The organism is Ancylobacter polymorphus, assembly GCF_022836935.1.
Classification (GTDB): domain Bacteria; phylum Pseudomonadota; class Alphaproteobacteria; order Rhizobiales; family Xanthobacteraceae; genus Ancylobacter; species Ancylobacter polymorphus_A.
In genome coordinates, this window is record NZ_CP083239.1 from 2,967,509 (window position 1) to 2,984,249 (window position 16,741).

At 67.7% G+C, this 16,741-nt stretch carries 16 protein-coding genes; 4 read left to right on the forward strand and 12 right to left on the reverse strand.

All coding sequences use genetic code 11. The annotated features are described in order from the left end of the window. Positions 1-43 precede the first annotated feature (43 nt). Complete coding sequence (locus tag K9D25_RS13955) at positions 44-730, forward strand: SH3 domain-containing protein (RefSeq protein WP_244376099.1); 687 nt, start codon at positions 44-46, stop codon at positions 728-730. Between the two features lie 61 nt (positions 731-791). Here K9D25_RS13955 and purB read toward each other — a convergent pair whose 3' ends face one another. After that, positions 792-2,099, reverse strand: coding sequence for an adenylosuccinate lyase (purB, locus tag K9D25_RS13960; protein WP_244376101.1), 1,308 nt, complete (start codon positions 2,097-2,099; stop codon positions 792-794). A gap of 150 nt (positions 2,100-2,249) precedes the next feature. Here purB and K9D25_RS13965 point away from each other — a divergent pair, with 150 nt between their 5' ends. Next, the gene (locus K9D25_RS13965; protein ID WP_244376103.1) at positions 2,250-2,825 is read left to right on the forward strand and encodes an N-acetylmuramoyl-L-alanine amidase; all 576 of its coding nucleotides are present in this window, start codon (positions 2,250-2,252) and stop codon (positions 2,823-2,825) included. Between the two features lie 60 nt (positions 2,826-2,885). Here the strand turns inward: K9D25_RS13965 and rpe are convergent, their stop codons facing one another. Then, positions 2,886-3,572: a ribulose-phosphate 3-epimerase gene (gene rpe / locus K9D25_RS13970; protein ID WP_244376105.1), complete on the reverse strand. Its 687-nt coding sequence runs from the start codon at positions 3,570-3,572 to the stop codon at positions 2,886-2,888. A gap of 80 nt (positions 3,573-3,652) precedes the next feature. Continuing rightward, entirely contained in the window at positions 3,653-5,818 is a 2,166-nt protein-coding gene (locus tag K9D25_RS13975) for an inverse autotransporter beta domain-containing protein (protein WP_244376107.1), read from the reverse strand. 290 nt (positions 5,819-6,108) lie between these two features. Here K9D25_RS13975 and K9D25_RS13980 point away from each other — a divergent pair, with 290 nt between their 5' ends. After that, positions 6,109-6,492 carry a hypothetical protein gene (locus tag K9D25_RS13980; protein WP_244376109.1) on the forward strand — a complete coding sequence of 128 codons (384 nt, stop codon included), beginning with the start codon at positions 6,109-6,111 and terminating at the stop codon, positions 6,490-6,492. A gap of 272 nt (positions 6,493-6,764) precedes the next feature. On the opposite strand, the gene K9D25_RS13985 is transcribed toward K9D25_RS13980, so the two are convergent. The 4 genes from K9D25_RS13985 to K9D25_RS14000 all read right to left on the reverse strand — a co-directional run bounded on the left by K9D25_RS13985 (position 6,765) and on the right by K9D25_RS14000 (position 10,877). Beyond that, entirely contained in the window at positions 6,765-7,619 is an 855-nt protein-coding gene (locus tag K9D25_RS13985) for a glycine betaine ABC transporter substrate-binding protein (protein ID WP_244376111.1), read from the reverse strand. A 71-nt stretch (positions 7,620-7,690) separates the two neighbouring features. Continuing rightward, entirely contained in the window at positions 7,691-8,545 is an 855-nt protein-coding gene (locus K9D25_RS13990; RefSeq protein ID WP_244376113.1) for an ABC transporter permease, read from the reverse strand. Between the two features lie 12 nt (positions 8,546-8,557). Next, positions 8,558-9,757 (reverse strand): quaternary amine ABC transporter ATP-binding protein, encoded by a 1,200-nt coding sequence (locus K9D25_RS13995; protein ID WP_244376115.1) that lies wholly within the window; start codon positions 9,755-9,757, stop codon positions 8,558-8,560. Between the two features lie 127 nt (positions 9,758-9,884). Continuing rightward, entirely contained in the window at positions 9,885-10,877 is a 993-nt protein-coding gene (locus K9D25_RS14000; protein WP_244376117.1) for a P1 family peptidase, read from the reverse strand. A gap of 126 nt (positions 10,878-11,003) precedes the next feature. On the opposite strand from K9D25_RS14000, the gene K9D25_RS14005 reads away from it, so the two are divergent. Then, on the forward strand, positions 11,004-11,735 hold the full coding sequence (locus K9D25_RS14005; protein WP_244376119.1) for a cytochrome c biogenesis CcdA family protein: 732 nt from the start codon (positions 11,004-11,006) through the stop codon (positions 11,733-11,735). A gap of 111 nt (positions 11,736-11,846) precedes the next feature. Here the strand turns inward: K9D25_RS14005 and K9D25_RS14010 are convergent, their stop codons facing one another. The 5 genes from K9D25_RS14010 to livM form a co-directional block, all read right to left on the reverse strand. After that, entirely contained in the window at positions 11,847-12,947 is a 1,101-nt protein-coding gene (locus K9D25_RS14010) for a branched-chain amino acid ABC transporter substrate-binding protein (RefSeq protein WP_244376121.1), read from the reverse strand. A gap of 130 nt (positions 12,948-13,077) precedes the next feature. Then, positions 13,078-13,449 carry a DUF6867 family protein gene (locus K9D25_RS14015; RefSeq protein ID WP_432207947.1) on the reverse strand — a complete coding sequence of 124 codons (372 nt, stop codon included), beginning with the start codon at positions 13,447-13,449 and terminating at the stop codon, positions 13,078-13,080. Positions 13,450-13,550: 101 nt separating this feature from the next. Continuing rightward, the gene (locus K9D25_RS14020) at positions 13,551-14,327 is read right to left on the reverse strand and encodes an ABC transporter ATP-binding protein (RefSeq protein WP_432207881.1); all 777 of its coding nucleotides are present in this window, start codon (positions 14,325-14,327) and stop codon (positions 13,551-13,553) included. Further along, positions 14,324-15,286 carry an ABC transporter ATP-binding protein gene (locus K9D25_RS14025; protein WP_244376125.1) on the reverse strand — a complete coding sequence of 321 codons (963 nt, stop codon included), beginning with the start codon at positions 15,284-15,286 and terminating at the stop codon, positions 14,324-14,326. Before K9D25_RS14025 ends, K9D25_RS14020 begins: the two co-directional genes overlap by 4 nt. After that, the gene (gene livM / locus K9D25_RS14030; RefSeq protein ID WP_244376127.1) at positions 15,286-16,731 is read right to left on the reverse strand and encodes a high-affinity branched-chain amino acid ABC transporter permease LivM; all 1,446 of its coding nucleotides are present in this window, start codon (positions 16,729-16,731) and stop codon (positions 15,286-15,288) included. Before livM ends, K9D25_RS14025 begins: the two co-directional genes overlap by 1 nt. Positions 16,732-16,741 lie beyond the last annotated feature (10 nt).

Genomic DNA, 16,741 nt, shown 5'->3' on the forward strand with positions numbered 1-16,741 from the left:
TCCGCCGGAGATCTGTGCCGGACGCTCCCGCAGGGAGGTTCACATGCAAAAAATCATGAAGACCCTGGCGCTGGCCGCCAGCCTGCTTGTCGGAGGGGCGGCGTTGAACGCGGCCTCGGCGGCGGTGGTGACGCGCGATCTCAATGTGCGCGCCGGTCCCGGCACCAATTTCCGCGTCATCGGCACGCTGCCGGGCGGCACGCGGGTGAATGTCGGCGGCTGCCAGGGCAATTGGTGCCAGGCGGCGGGCGGCTGGGTGAGCGCCAGCTATCTCGCTGGCGGCAATCAGACGGTGGTGGTCAATCCCAACACTTATGTCGCCGACGATGTCGCTCTTGGTGTCGGCGCCTTCGCGCTCGGCGCCGTGGCCGGCTCGGCCTGGGGGCCGGGCTGGGGCGGTTATTATGGCCCCGGTCCCGGCTGGGGCTGGTACGGCCCCGGCTGGCGCCCGCGTCCGGTCTGGTGGGGTCGTCCGGGTTGGGGCCCGCGCCCCGGCTGGGGGCCGCGTCCGGGTTGGGGTCCGCGTCCCGGCTGGAACGGCCCGCGCCCCGGTTGGGGACCGCGTCCCGGTCGTCCGGGCTGGGTGGGTCCGCGTCCGGGTCGTCCGGGCTGGGGAGGTCGTCCCGGCTGGGGCGGGCGCCCCGGCATGGGTCCGCGTCCGGTCATCGTTCGCGGCGGCGGCTTCGGTGGCGGCCCGCGCGGCTTTGGTGGGCGGGGCGGCTGGCGCTAAGCGTCAGAGCTGAGACGGAAAGAAAGAGGCCGGGGAAACCCGGCCTCTTTTACGTGAGGGATCAGCTGCGGCCGAACACGCGCTGGAAGATCGTGTCGACATGCTTGAGGTGGTAACCGAGGTCGAACTTCTCGGCGATTTCCTCTTCCGACAAATACTGACGCACCTCGGGGTCAGCGTTCAGCAGCTTCTGGAACTCGCCCTCGCCGCGCCAGACCGGCATGGCGTTGCGCTGCACGAGGCGATAGGCGTCCTCGCGGCTGGCGCCCTTCTGGGTCAGCGCCAGCAGCACGCGCTGCGAATGCACCAGCCCGCCGAGACGGTCGAGATTTCGCTGCATGTTCTCGGGGTAGACCACCAGCTTCTCGATGACGCCGGCCAGCCGGTTCAGCGCGAAATCGAGCGTCACCGTGGCGTCCGGGCCGATCATCCGCTCCACCGAGGAGTGGGAAATATCCCGTTCGTGCCACAGCGCCACATTCTCCAGCGCCGGCGTGACCATGCCGCGCACGAGGCGGGCGAGGCCGGTGATGTTCTCGGTGAGCACCGGGTTGCGCTTGTGCGGCATCGCCGAGGAGCCCTTCTGTCCGGCGGAGAAGAACTCCTCCGCTTCCAGAACCTCGGTGCGCTGCAGATGGCGTATTTCGATCGCCACCCGCTCCATGGAGGAGGCGACGACGCCGAGCGCGGCGAAATAGGCGGCGTGGCGGTCGCGCGGGATCACCTGGGTGGAGACCGGCTCCACCGTCAGCCCCATCTTCGCCGCGACATGCTCCTCAACCCGCGGGTCGATCTGCGCGAAGGTGCCGACGGCGCCGGAGATGGCGCAGGTCGCCACTTCCTCGCGCGCGGCGACGAGGCGGGCGCGGTTGCGCTGGAACTCGGCATGGGCCTGGGCGAGTTTGAGGCCGAAGGTGGTCGGCTCGGCATGGATGCCGTGCGAGCGGCCGATGGTCGGGGTCAGCTTGTGCTCGAAGGCGCGGGCCTCCAGCGCCGCCAGCAGCCGGTCGACATCCTTGATCAGGATGTCGGCGGCCCGCACCAGCTGCACCGACAGGCAGGTGTCGAGCACGTCCGAGGAGGTCATGCCCTGATGGACGAAGCGGGCTTCCGGTCCGACGATCTCGGCGAGATGCGTCAGGAAGGCGATCACGTCGTGCTTGGTCACGGCCTCGATCTCGTCGATGCGTTCGACATCGAAGGTCGCGTCCTTCGCCATTTCCCAGATCTTCGCCGCCGCTTCCTTCGGCACCACGCCGATCTCCGCCAGCGCGTCGGTGGCGTGCGCCTCGATCTCGAACCAGATGCGGAAACGGGTCTGCGGCTCCCAGATGGCAGCCATTTCGGGGCGGGTATAGCGCGGGATCACGGGCGGGCTCTTTCGTCGTGGCCGGGGGACAGGCGCGGCATTAGCAGGCAACCGGGGCCGGGTGCAACGGTGCCTGCAAACGTAGGAGATTGTGCCAAGCGAAAATGCATCTTATGGTGGTATCGTCCATTCTTTGGCCGGGGGGCCGATATGCCGCTGATCCAGGTCTCGCCGTGGCTTGCCCATGGCAATCGCAAGCATCCGCCATCGCTTATCGTTCTGCATGCTACCGCAGGCTCGACAGCATCCTCCAGCATCAACCATCTGCGCAGCGTCGGATTGAGCTATCACTACATCATCGCGCGCGACGGCAGGGATTCCGCCAAGAGCGAGAATGCCAACGGGACGGCGCCGATCATCTTTCACTGCGTGCCGACCGCGAACCGCGCCTTTCACGTGGGCTCGCAGGTGCCCACACCCTCCGGCCAGGGGGCCTGTAACGAGACCAGCATCGGCGTTTCGCTGGCCAATATTCAGCGCAGCAGCAATCCCGAGCCCTATCCGCCGGCACAGCTCGCTGCGCTTGAGGATCTGATCGCGAAAATCAAAGAGGACAATCCCACGGTGCGTTGGCTGACCACCCACGCCGTCGTCCAGCCCTGGAACCGCGCCGACCCGCGCGACATCGACGGCGCAGCGATCGCCCGCCGGCATGGTCTCACCTGGTGGCAGCCGACGCCGGAACAGATCACCCAGCACAGACCGCCAAAGGCGCGGGCTGCCTGAGACCGGTTACATCGCACGCCCTTGGCGCTCCTGTTCAGGCTGCCGACAGCGCCCGCGCGCTCACACCAGCTCGCCGCGCGCCCGCAGGGCGGCGCTGCGGATGGCGTCGATGTTGCCGGCATAAGCCGCCGCACCGCCCTTGAACACGGCGGAGCCGGCGACCAGCGCATTGGCGCCGGCCTTGATGCAGGCGGCGGCGGTATCCCTGGTCACGCCGCCGTCGATCTCGATATGGATGGGCCGCTCTCCCACCATGGCCGAGAGCGTCGTCACCTTGTCCATGACCGAGGGGATGAAGGCCTGGCCACCAAAGCCGGGATTGACCGTCATCACGATGATGACGTCGATCAGGTCCAGCACATGCTCCACCGCGTTGGCCGGGGTGGCGGGGTTGAGCGCGACGCCGGCCTTCTTGCCGAGCGCGCGGATCGCCTGCAGCGAGCGGTGCAGATGCGGCCCGGCTTCGGCATGGACGGTGATGTGATCGGCCCCGGCCTTGGCGAAGGCTTCCAGATACGGGTCCGCCGGCGCGATCATCAGATGCACGTCGAAGGGCTTGGCGGAATAGGGGCGCACCGCCTTCACCACGTCAGGGCCGAAGGAGATATTGGGCACGAAATGCCCGTCCATCACGTCGATATGAATCCAGTCCGCGCCGGCGGCGTCGACCGCGCGCACTTCCTCGCCGAAGCGGGCGAAGTCGCAGGCGAGGATGGAGGGGGAGAGGATCAGCGGACGGGTGGTCATGGCGGGGGCTCCGGCTGTGTGCCGGGGGCGTAGCATCACGGGGCCGGGGCGGCAATGCCGTCCCGGCGTTGTCTAAGGGCTCAGAGACCGCAGGAAGCGGAGAGCGTGCCGGCCGGCACAGTCGCTCCGCCAATGGCGAAGACCTGACCGCCGGTCTGGGTGAGCTTGGTGCCGGACCAGGAACCGGCATCGGCCGAGCAGGGCGCGGCCACGTCGGTCGTGCCGATATTGCCGGAAATGTCCTGGATCGGGCCGGAGACATAGACGGCGGAGCTGCCGCTGGCGATCACCTCGACATCAGTGAAGCTCACCCCGGTCACCGGCCCGCCGGCGAAGCCATAGGCGTCCCCATAGAAATAGACGCCATAGCTGCCGGGGTTGGACATGGTGACATTGGTGAAGCTGATGTCGCTCGACGGGTTGAGGAAGATGCCGGCGCGGTAGGTATCCTCGATGAAGGCATTGGACACCGCTATGTCCGTGGTCACGCCCGGCAGGTTGAACGACGAGGCGAACATCAGCGCGTTGATGCCGCCACGCAGGGTGAGATCGTCAAGCGTGGCGTGCGCGGTCTTCTGCAGCACGATCAGGTCCATGGAGCGGTCCATGGCGGAATTGTCGATGCTGATGGAGCGCAGCGCGGCGCCATCGACGCCGACCAGCAGGATGCCCTCGCGGCGGCTGTTGACGATAGAGAGGTTCTCGACCGTGAGATTGCCGCTCTGGCCGGTGATCACGTTCTCCCAGTCGATTTCCTCATAGCGGCTGCCGACGAACAGGCCGTAGGTGACATTCTCCATCGCCACATTGCGCAGGGTGAGGTCGTCCACCGCCAGCGCGGCGATGCCGGCATTGTGCACCACGTTCGGATCGAAGATCGACCATTCGCAGTCCGTATTGTTTTCGCACAAGGCGAGGTCATGGATACGGGTGACGCTGATCGTGGCGCCCGAGACCGTGTCCAGCGCGATGCCGTGCTGGCTGGTGCCCGCTATGTCCAAATCGCGCATCACGATGCCGGAGACGCCTTCCGCCACCACGCCGGAACGGCCGCCACGGATCGACAGCGAGGCCACCGCGCTGCGGTCGCCGTCGAGCGAGACCACATCGTCGAGCGGGTCGGTGCCGGTCAGCCGCGCCGCCGGCAGGGCGTTGCGGAACAAGGCCGTGCCGCCGCTCACCGCGCCGCGCACGGAAACCGCGCCGCCACCGCCGAGCAGATACTGGCCCGTGCCGAGCGAGACGGCCGAATCGACATCGATCGCGCCGGAGGCCAGCGCCAGCGCACCATTCCCCGCCTCGGCCAGCCGGGCATTGATGCTGCCGGCGTCGTCGCCGGCGCCGATGGCGACCACGCGGCCGGCGACCGCGCCGGTCTCCGTATAGATCGCCGCTTCCGCCGCGCCGGTGGCGCCGACATGGGTGCGGATGGCATCGGAACGCTCGACCCGGCGATAGAGCGGGTCATAGGGCGCCTGTCCTGACGTGTCGCCGAGCGGCACGCGCAGCCGGGCGAGGAAGATGCCCTGCGTGTCATATTGCTCGTCATAAGTCAGGCCGGCAATGAGGGTGAGGCGTGACCCGTTGCCGAAGGCCGGCAGTCCGGCGCGGGAAAGCTCGATGCGGGCGGACACGCCCGGCACGTCCTCGACGCCCTCGCCCGTGTACCAGTAGCCGCCGGTAAACAGCTTGATCTGGGTGAGATCATCAGGGGAGAGGAAGGGCAGGCGGTAGCCGATCTCGCCGTTGAAGCCCTTCATTGCGGTTTCCTCGCCGGCGCGGAACACCAGCCGCCCGGCTTCGATCAGCGCGGCATTGGCGCTGGCGAGCGCGGCCTCGATGTCGCCCACGGGGAGATAGCCATTGGCGCGCAGTTCCCAATCCTGGCTCAGCGCCTCGACGCCGACGCCGATCTGGGTGAAGTCGTTGTCATAGGTACTGTTGAGATAGTCGAAATAGCCGTTGACGCCGTAGACCCAGCCATTGTCGTGACGGAAGCGGTAGCCGAGGCCGAGCGAGCCCTGCTCGATCTCCTGTTCGCTGCCAAAGCTGGCGCGGGCGTCGAGGAACAGCAGCCTGTCGCTGTCGCCCAGCATGGGCAGGAACAGGTCGAAGCTGCCAAAGGCTTCGTTTCCAACGCTGCCGAGCGTGGCTTCCACCGACGCGGGGGACGGACCCCGCGGTTCGGCCATCGCCGGCAGACTCACCGTGGCCGCGATCATCACGGGAAATACGGCGCGTCTCATGTGCACTCTCCTGGGCAAGGTGCCGGGGGCATTTGCGCCCCCTGGCCCCGCCCGTGCGATAGCACCAATAATCGACACACAGAACGACGAATGACTCTAAGTTATTGAAAAGAAATGTAATATCTAATTGTTCGTATTCTAATGACGCCTGTGATGGGTGCTTTTTGCTTGGCGGCGCGCGACCTTGCGGAACTCACTTATTGCCGCAGGGGCAGAAAAGGCGTCCCATTACCGCCTCGAATCCACGGCGCGCGAGCCGGCGCCGGAGAGACCCTGAGGAGCGAAATGTCATGATGAAGAAGAGCGTTCTCGCCGGTCTGGCGCTGCTGTCGAGCGTCGGCCTGCTCGGCACGGTGCAGGAAGCCAGCGCCTGGCGCGCCGCTGGCTGCGGTGCGCGTGGGTGCGGCGTTGCGTGGGGAGGTGCCTGGCGGAGCCCCGGTCATTATTACGGGCCCGGCCGCTATTACGGCCCGGTTCCGCGCGGCGGCGGCGTGGTCGTGGTCAATCCGCGTCCCTATTGGCCGCCGGGCGGCGCGGTCGCGGCCGGTGCCGCGCTCGGCTTCCTCACCGGCGTCGCCGCCGCGAACCTCGTCGGCCCGCCGCCGCAGCCGAACTATTGCTGGTTCTACACCAACCCGCAGCGCACCCAGGGCTTCTGGGAACCGTGCCCCTGATCCCTGCCTGATAAAAAAGGGCGGCCGGAACGCGCCGGCCGCCCAAGGGGAGGCAAACCCGACCGGCACGACCCGGCCGGGCTCGTTCACGAGGGCGGGCGAGGGCCCGCGCACTCGTATCGGCGCTCGCGCGCCGATCTCGTTGCGGCCGGCGCACGTGCGCCCGCGCTGTTCCCAAGCGGGCGCAGCGTGGCGCCCGCCTTGTTCCTAAAAGCGGGCGCGTCGTCGCGCCCGCTGTGCTTCATGATGGCTCACGCGGCTTCGCGCCGGGGTCACTTCATCCAGGCGTCGACCTTGGCCTTGTTGGCGGCGACCCAGGCCTTGGCGGTGGCGGCGGGATCGGCGCCAGGCTTGTTGTTCTCGACCATCACTTTCTGCTCGTCGTCGAGCGTGAGGCTGAAATTGTCGAGGATCTTGTAGGCCTCCGGCGCCTCGGTCTTCAGCTTGGTGGAGACGATGGTGTTGACCGTCTCCTCGCCGCCGAACACGTTCTTGGGGTCGGCGAGATACTTCAGGTCCCACTCCGCGAACATCCAGTGCGGCGTCCAGGTGGTGACGATGATCGGCTCCTTCTTGGCATAGGCGTCCTTGAGCGCGGCGACCATGGTGGCGTCCGAGCCCTCGACCAGCTTCACCTTCAGCCCGTAGTCCTTGACCGCTTTTTCCGAGGCCTTCATCAGCCCCGCGCCGGGGTCGATGCCGATGACCTTGCCGCCGAACTTGGCGGGGTCCTTGTTGATGTCCTCGATCGAGGTGATGTCGACATAGGTCGGCACGGCCCAGCCGATCTTGGCGCCAGAGACGTTGGGCCCGAGATTGACCACCTTGTCCTTGAGCTTGGCGTAATAGGCCTCATGCGTCGCCGGCAGCCAGCCGGCCACCATCGCGTCCGCTTCGCCGCTCGCCACCGCCTGCCACATGGCGGCGCCGGAGAGGGGGATGAGCTTCACCTTGTAGCCGGCGTCTTCCAGCACGGTCTTGACGATGTTGGTGGCGACGACGGTGTCGGACCATTCGACATAGGCGAGGGTGAGGTCTTTCTTTTCCGCCTGCGCCGCGCCGACGGCGAGGCCGAGCGCGGTGGCGGCGATGGCCGCGGTCTTGAGGACGTTTCCGAGGAATGACATGTCGCTAGGCTCCACTCTGAAAAAGGGTGTTTGGGTCCGGAAGTCGTTCGCTGCTTCCGGTTTGAGAAGGTTCATCCCTGCTGGCGGTCGCGCCGCATGTGCCGGGCAATGTGCTGGGTGATGCGGTCGAGGATGACGGCGAGCACGACGATGGCGATGCCGGCCTGGAAGCCCTGGCCCGCCTCCAGCCGCTGGATCGCCCGCCACACCTCGCCGCCGAGCCCGCCGGCGCCGATCATCGCGGCGATGACGACCATCGACAGCGCCAGCATGATGGTCTGGTTGACGCCGGCCATGATGGTCGGAATGGCGAGCGGCAGCTGGATCTTGAACAGCTTCTGCCAGCGGCTGGAGCCGAAGGCGTCCGCCGCCTCCACCAGCTCCGGCGGCGTCTGCAGGATGCCGAGCGCGGTCAAGCGAATGGTCGGCGGCATGGCGAAGACGATGGTGGCAAAGCAGGCCGACACCGCGCCCAGCCCGAAGAAGGGTATGGCGGGGATCAGATAGACGAAGCTCGGCATGGTCTGCATCATGTCGAGCGCCGGGCCGACAATGCGCCAGAACCGCTTGCTCAGCGCCGCCGCGACGCCGATCGGAATGCCGATGGCGAGGGCGAACAGGGTCGACACCAGCACCAGCACCAGCGATTGCAGCGTCGCCCGCCAAAGTTCGAGGTTCCACAGGAAGGCGAAGCCGATCACTGTGCCCAGCGCGATGCGCCAGGTGGTCAGCCGCCACACCAGCAGCCCGCAGCCGAGGATGACCAGCCAGGGCGGCAGGCCGACGAGGAAATCGGTAGTTGATTCGATGGCGGTGCCGACCACGGCGCTGAGCGCGCGGGTGACGCCGGAAAAATGCTCCGTCGCCCAGTCCAGCGCGACATCGCACCATTCGGCGAGCGGGATGCGGGGTATCTCGAACTCCATCCGTCCCTCCCGTCAGTGCGCCGTCTCGACCCGGCGCCGCGCCAGCGCGGCGACGAGGTCGGCATTGGCGATGACGCCGAACAATTCGCCGTCCGGCCCGGTCACCGCGATCTCACCGCGCCCGGAGGCGAGGCGGGCCACCGCCTCGTTCAGCGTGGCGGAGCGGGGCACGAAGGCGTCGCGGTCGCTCAGCAGCAGGCGCAGCTGGGTTGTGCCGGCGCGGCTGAGGGTGTCGGCATCGACCGTGCCCTGGAACCGGCCCTCCTCGCACACCACGGTGACGACAGGTTCGCCGGACTGGGTCAGCACCGCCAGCGCCTCGGCCGCCGTGCTTTGCCAGGGGCGCACCGCGGCCGGGCGGCGCATGGCGTCGCCAGCGGTGACGACGCCGAGCACGTCGATATGTTCGACGAAGCGGCGCACATAGTCGTCGGCGGGGTTGGCGAGGAAATCGGCGGCGGTGCCCTGCTGCACCACGCGCCCGTCCTTCATCAGCACGATCCGTCCGCCGAGCGCGATGGCCTCGTCGAGGTCGTGGCTGACGAAGACGATGGTCTTCTTCAGCCGCTTCTGCAGCGCGACCAGTTCCTGCTGCATGTCGCGGCGGATCAGCGGATCGAGCGCGCTGAACGCCTCGTCCATCAGCAGCACATCGGGGTCGAGCGCCAGGGCGCGGGCGAGGCCGGCGCGCTGCTGCATGCCGCCGGAAAGCTGCGAGGGAAAATGCTGGTCCCAACCCTTCAGCCCCACCGTCTCGATGGCGGCGAGCGCCTTGTCGCGCCGGGCGGCCGGCGGCACGCCCTGCACTTCCAGCCCGTATTCGACATTGCGCTGGATGGTGCGATGCGGGAACAGCGCGAATTGCTGGAACACCATGCCGAAGCGGGTGCGGCGCAGTTCCATCAGCTCGCGCTCGCCCAGCGCGGTGACGTCGGTGCTGTCGATATGCACCGAGCCGGCGGTCGGCTCGATCAGCCGGTTGATGCAGCGCAGGCAGGTGGACTTGCCGGAGCCGGAAAGGCCCATGACAACGAGGATTTCGCCCTCGGCGACATCGAAGCTCACATCCTGCAGGCCGATGACCGCGCCGGTGGCCTTCTGCACCTCGGCGCGGCTCTGGCCGGCGCGCAGCAGCGGCAGTGCCCGGCCGGCTTCGTCGCCGAAGATTTTGGTAAGCCCCCGCACCCGGATGCGTGGTTGCGTCTGGTTCATGCGCCCCCCTCTTATTGAGGTGAGTGTCAGACGCATGGCAGCCATGCCGATTGGACAGATGCGACAAGCCGGGCTGCAAAGCCGACAGAGGCCCCGTGCTTATTGCGTGCGACGCAATAAGCCGGTGTCAGCCGCCGAAACGCTGCCGCCAGCTGGGAAGGGTATCCTGTTGCGGCAAGGGGTTAGCCTCGAACACCGCCCGGGCGCAGGCGCGGGCGAGGGTGCGCACCACGGCATCGCCCAGGAGGGCGAGGTCGAATACCGGGTCTTCCAGCGGGCGCCGGCCGGTGGCGGCGGCGAAAATGGTGTCGCCGTCGAGCGGCGTGTGCACCGGCCAGATGGCGTGGGCGTAGCCGTCATGGGCCATGACAGCCAGCCGCTTGCACTGCGCCTTGGTCAGCACCGCATCGGTGGCGACGATGGCGATGGTGGTGTTGGCACCGGGCGGCAACCCCTTCAGCGGCGGACGCGCCGGCAGGGGCGGCAGGGGATGGGGCAGGCCGAGGCCGCCGAACTCGCCCTCCTGCTCGAAGGGCGCCGCCCAGAAATGCGGGCCGCCGGGGAAATTGGTGGCGCCGCAGGCATTCACCGCCACCAGCGCCCCGACCGTGTGGCCGGTGGCGGCAACCATCGAGGCCGAGCCGAGGCCGCCCTTGAGGTCTACCGTCGTCGCGCCGGTGCCGGCGCCCACCGTGCCGAGCGGGAAGTCGCGCCCGGCGGCATGGACGGCGGCGTAGCCGAGATCGCGATAGGGCGGGAAGCGGCCCCAGTTCTTGTCGCCGCCATTCAGCAGATCGAACAGCACCGCGCCGGGCACGATCGGCACGCGGGCGTCGCCGACGGGAAAGCCGATGCCGCGCTCGGCCAGCGCCGCCGCCACCCCGCCCGCCGCATCCAGCCCGAAGGCGGAGCCGCCGGACAAGGTGAGGGCGTGGACGGCGCCCACGGTCTCGTCCGGCGCCAGGAGGTCGGTCTCGCGCGTGCCCGGCCCACCGCCGCGCACATCGACCGAGGCGACGGTCGGCTCATCGAACAGCAACACGGTGACGCCGGAGGCCAGCGCGAGGTCGGTGGCGTTGCCGACGGTGAGGCCGGCGACATCGGTGATCAGGTTACGCATGCGCTCCTCGCTCGCGCCGCGTGGAATCGCGGCATCACATCACGGGTAGAGGCCAAGCCGCCGCATTGCGCCGGCGGGTAGGCCGGTGCATTGGGAAGCCTCGGATAGGCTAGGGTTGCTCATTTCATGGCCGACGTCACTCTTCCGGCTGCCTTCGTGGCCGGCATCGCCAGCTTTGCCTCGCCCTGCGTGTTGCCGCTGGTGCCGCCCTATCTGTGCTACCTCGCCGGCACCAGTCTCGACCAAATCACCCACAAGGCGCCGACCGATGCCGCGGCCCGCCGCACCCTGGGCGCGGCGGTGCTGTTCGTGGCCGGATTCTCCACCGTGTTCGTGGCGCTGGGGGCGGGGGCCTCGGTGGCGGGGGCGTATCTGCGCTATTATTCGCAGGAACTCGCCATGGTGGCGGGCGTCGCTATCCTGCTGATGGGGCTGCACTTCCTCGGCATTCTTCGCTTCGGCTGGCTCACCCGTACCAAGCGGGTGCATGTGGATGCGCCGACCACCTTTCTCGGCGCCTATGTGATGGGCCTCGCCTTCGCCTTCGGCTGGACGCCCTGCATCGGCCCGGTGCTGGCGGCGATCCTTGCCGTGGCGGCAAGCGAGCAGACGCTCACCCATGGCGCCGGCCTGCTGGCGGTCTATTCCGCCGGGCTCGGCGTGCCCTTCCTCGCCGTGGCGGCGATGGCGCGCCCGGCGCTCGGCGTGCTCGGCCATGCCAAGCGCTATCTGCCCATGGTGGAAAAGGTGATGGGTGCGCTGCTCGTGCTCACCGGCATCGGCTTCCTCTCCGGCTGGATGGCGCAGCTGAGCTTCTGGCTGCTGGAGACCTTCCCGGCGCTCTCCGCCTTCGGCTGAGCCTGCCGGCGAGGCCCGCACCGGATAAAGCAAAACCCGCCGGATCGCTCCGGCGGGTTTCGTTTGTCGAAGGAGACGGTGCGCCGTGCCACGAAGGCTCGGCGCTGCGGCTCACATCTGCGAGTAGCCGCCGTCCTTCCAGACGTACAGCACGTAGTCGAGGGTGGTGCGGTCGCCCTTCTTGTCGAAGGTCAGGTCGCCGAGCACGGTCTTGAAGACCTTGCCGGAGTGGATGTACTCGGCCAGCTTGGCGTTATCGAGCGACTTGGTCGCTTCGGCCGCTTCCTGGAACACCTGGCCGGCGGCGTAGGTGTAGAGCACGTAGCCTTCCGGATCGATGCCCTTCTTCTTGAACTCGGCGACAACGGCGGCGGCAGCCGGGCTGTTGCGCGGATCGGGACCGAAGGTCATGAGCGTGCCGGCGGCGCCCGGACCGGCGATGGTCCAGAACTCCTTGTCGGTGATGCCGTCGCCCGAGAACAGCACGGTGGTCATGCCCTGGTCGCGCATCTGGCGCACCAGCAGGCCGGCTTCCGTGTGCAGGCCGCCATAATAGAGCACGTCGACATTCGCCGACTTCAGCTTCGATACGAGCGCGGAATAGTCCTTCTCGCCCGGGTTGATGCCCTCATAGACCACTTCCTTGATGCCGGCGGCATTCATGGCCTTCTGGGTCTCGTCGGCAAGGCCCTTTCCGTAGGGGGTCTTGTCGTGGACGATCGCGACCTTCTTGTCCTTCAGGTTCTTGGCGATGTAGTCGCCGGCGACAGCGCCCTGCTGGTCGTCGCGGCCGCAGACGCGGAACACGTTGGTCAGGCCGCGCTCGGTGAACTTCGGGTTGGTCGAGGCCGGGGTGAACTGGAGGATGCCGGCTTCGGCATACTGTTCGGAGGCCGGGATCGAGACGCCGGAGTTGAAGTGGCCGAGGACCACCTTGACGCCGTCGGAGATGAACTTGTTGGCAACCGACACGCCCTGCTCGGGCTTGGAAGCGTCGTCGCCGATGATCAGCTCGACCTTCTGGCCGAGAATGCCGCCCTTGGCGTTGACGTCAGCGGCCCACTGTTCGGCGCCGTTCTTCAGCTGGGCGCCGAAGGTGGCGTTCGCGCCGGTCATCGGACCGCCAACGCCGACCTTGATCTGCGCCGACGCCGGGACGGCGAGCGCCACCATGGCGCCGAGCGCGATGCCGGCAATCAGAAGCTTCTTCATGAACGTCTCTCCTCATTCTGGAAGGTTGGAAAGCACGGCCTCAATGGCTCGGCGGCTGTCGCCCCGGGCCGTATCATGCCCTTTTCGGTGCTCTTGTCGACGAGCAAGCGAAACATGGTGAAGGCGCCTCTCACGGCTCGCCGGAACGGGGCCCGGCATTGCCTTCGTGCCAGCCGAAGAACCCCGACTGGCGAAACATCCAGCCATAGCGGGTCGTCATCTGCCGCGCCCGCTCGGCGCGGAAGCCGAGCGTGGCGAGGGCGACCAGGAAGGCCGTATCGGTGAGGAAGTAATGCAGCGAGAGCAGCGTGCCCTCGAACAACGCGAAATGGAAGAAGCGCACCACGCAGCCCAGCAGCAGCGCATAGAGCACCGCCTGCCGGTAGGGCCGCCAGGTCGAGGCGATGGAGCGGCCGGTGAGCCACGCCGCGCCGCCGCCAAGGAACAGGGTCACGAGCACGAAATCGGCGCGCGACACTTCCACCACCAGTTCCGGCTTCAACACCGCCGAAACCAGGACGAGGGCGACCACCAGCAGCGGCAGCACGACGGCGAGGCTCGCCGAACTGCCCTTGGAGACGAGGGTGCCGGAAACGGGAGCCATCAGTGCGCTCCTCCTTCGAGATAGGCGGCGCGCACTTCCGGGCGCTCCAGCAGCTCGCGGCCTTCGCCCGAGAGGGTGATGGCGCCGTTGACGAGAACATAGCCGCGATGGGCGAGCTTGAGCGCGTGGAAGGCGTTCTGCTCCACCAGCAGCACAGTGAGGCCCTCCGTGCGGTTGAGTTCGCGGATGGCGTCGAAAATCATCCGCACCACCAGCGGCGCAAGGCCGAGCGAGGGCTCGTCCAGCATCAGCAGGCGCGGCCGGCTCATCAGCGCCCGACCGATGGCCAGCATCTGCTGCTCGCCGCCCGAGAGCGTGCCGCCGCGCTGGTTGATGCGCTCCTTGAGGCGCGGGAACAGGGTGAAGACCTTTTCGAGGTCGGCGTCGAAATGGGCGAAGCCGTCGATCGCCGCGCCCATCTGCAGGTTCTCGAACACGCTCATGCGCGGGAAGATGCGCCTTCCCTCCGGGGACTGGGCGATCTTGAGATGGGCGATCTCGTGGGTCGGCACCTTGGTGATGTCCCGGCCCTCGAACAGGATCGCGCCCTCGCGCGGGCGCGGCTGGCCGAAGATGGTCATCATCAGCGTCGACTTGCCGGCGCCGTTGGAACCGATCAGGGTGACGATCTCGCCCTTGTAGACATCCACATCGACGCCCTTGAGGGCCATGATGTTGCCGTAGAAGGTCTTGACGCCGCGCACCTGCAGCATCGGCACGTCGGTGCGGGCGGGTGCCGTCGTCGTAGCGGCGGGAGGGGTGAGAGTATCGCTCATGCGCTGGCTCCCGGCGCGGCAGACTCCGTATGCAGCTCGGCCTCGACCTCCTCGATCGCGTCCTCGTCGACACCGAGATAGGCGGCGATGACGCGCGGGTCGTTCTTCACCGCTTCCGGCGTGCCGTCGGAAATCTTAGTGCCGTAATCCAGCACGACGACGTGGTCGGAAATCTCCATCACCACGCTCATGTCGTGCTCGATCAGCAGGATCGAGGTGCCGTGCTCGGCGCGGATGGCGCGCAGCAGGGTGTTGAGTTCAAGGCTTTCGCGCGGGTTGAGGCCGGCGGCGGGCTCGTCGAGGCAGAGCAGGATCGGCTCCGAGCACATGGCGCGGGCGATTTCCAGCCGGCGCTGGGCGCCATAGGGAAGATCGCCGGCGGGATCGTCGGCGCGGTCGGTGAGGCCGACCTTGTCGAGCCAGTATTTCGCCTTCTCCGTGGCGGCGCGCTGCGCCTTCGTCCAGCCGGGCAGGCCGAACAGCCCCTTGAGCGAATAGCCCGACGCCGCCATCAGCGCGTTGTGCTGCGCCACCATCAGGTTCTCCAGCACGGTCATGCCGGTGAACAGGCGGATGTTCTGGAAGGTGCGGGCCACATGCGCCTCGCCGGAGACGCGGTAGTCCGGCATGCGCTCCAGCAGATAGACGCCAGCGTCGCGGCCGGTGAGCGAACGCTCGCCGATGCGGGTCACTTCGGCGATCTCGTCGGGCGTGGGGGCGCGGCCCTTCGCCAGGATGAGGCGTCCCTCGCTCGGCTTGTAGAAGCCGGTGATGCAGTTGAACACCGTGGTCTTGCCGGCGCCGTTGGGGCCGATCAGGGCGGTGATGTCGCCCCGTCCGACCTTGAAGCTGAGGTCGTTCACCGCGATCAGGCCGCCGAAGCGCATGAACAGGTGTTCGACGATGAGGATGGGGTCGGCTTCCCAGCGCGGGAGGCCGGTTGCGGGAGAGGTTGCCATCAGCCGTGGCCCTCCTTCACGAGATCACCGGAGACCGCCTTGCGTTCCTTGAGGAAGATCGTCGGGTCGCGGGTGGAGACGAGGCCGCGCGGCTTCCACACCATGATGGCGACCATGGCGAAGCCGAAGATCAGCATGCGGTACAGGCTGGGGTCGAAGTCGTTGCCGAAGACCTGCTTGAGGAAGCCGAGATTGCGCAGCATTTCCATGCCGCCCATCATGACAGCCGCCGCCACCGCGACGCCGATCTGCGAGCCCATGCCGCCGAGCACGACGATGGCGAGGATCATCGCCGACACGTCAAAGGTGAAGCTTTCCGGGCTGACGAAGCCGGCGCGCACGGCGAAGAAGCAGCCGGCGAAGCCGCCGAACATGGCGCCGGTGGCGAAGGCCGAGAGCTTGGTCGTGGTGGTGTTGATGCCGAGCGAACGGCAGGCGATCTCATCCTCGCGCAGCGCTTCCCAGGCGCGGCCGACCGGCAACCGGCGCAGGCGCACCGTGACGAAGGCCGTGAGCAGCGCCAGCGCCAGGATGACGAAATAGAGGAAGACGATGCGGTGCATCGGGTTGAAGGGCAGCCCGAACAGCGCGGCAAAGCCGTCCGGTCCGGCATTGAAGGGAATGCCGAAGAAGGTCGCGCGCGGGATCGAGGCGATGCCGGCGCCGCCATTGGTGAAGTCCACCCAGTTGATCAGCACCAGCCGGATGATCTCGCCGAAGGCCAGCGTGACGATGGCGAGATAGTCGCCGCGCAGGCGCAGCACGGGAAAGCCGAGGATCATGCCCCAGACGCCGGCGAAGATGCCGGCCAGCGGCAGGCAGATCCAGAACGCCCAGTTCGCCCAGAAGGTGGCGCCGAACAGGCCGGCGAAGAAATCATTGATCGGCGCCGAGGTCGCCAGCAGTGCGTAGGTGTAGGCGCCCACCGCGTAGAAGGCGACATAGCCGAGGTCGAGCAGGCCGGCGAGGCCGACGACGATGTTGAGGCCCCAACCGAGCATCACATAGGTGAGGATGAGGATGCCGAGGTCGATGAGATAGCGGCTCTCGTTCAGCCCGCCCAGGAGGAAGGTGGACAGGAACGGGAACACCACCGCGAAGGCGAGCAGCGCCGGCTTGACCCCGGGGCCGACCGCCGTGCCGATCCGGTCGAACACGCTCGGGCCGCTGCGGGTGGAGGGGCGGCGGTTGGGCGACCAAAGGGTGAGGTTCAGCAGCAGCCGGCCGACGAAGATGATGCCGACCATGATGGCCAGCAGCGACGGGCGGTAGGCGAGGCCCAGCGCCCCGTCGATGATGACGGTTTCGAACCCGATCAGCGGGCCGAACAGGCCGAGCGCGATCAGGCCGGTGATCAGCGCGTCCTTGAAGGCGTGGCCGAGGAGGGACGGGGAGCCGGCGGCCGGGGCCGCAGGCGCAGCGGTGTCGGCGGTCTGGACAGCCATGATGCGCGAC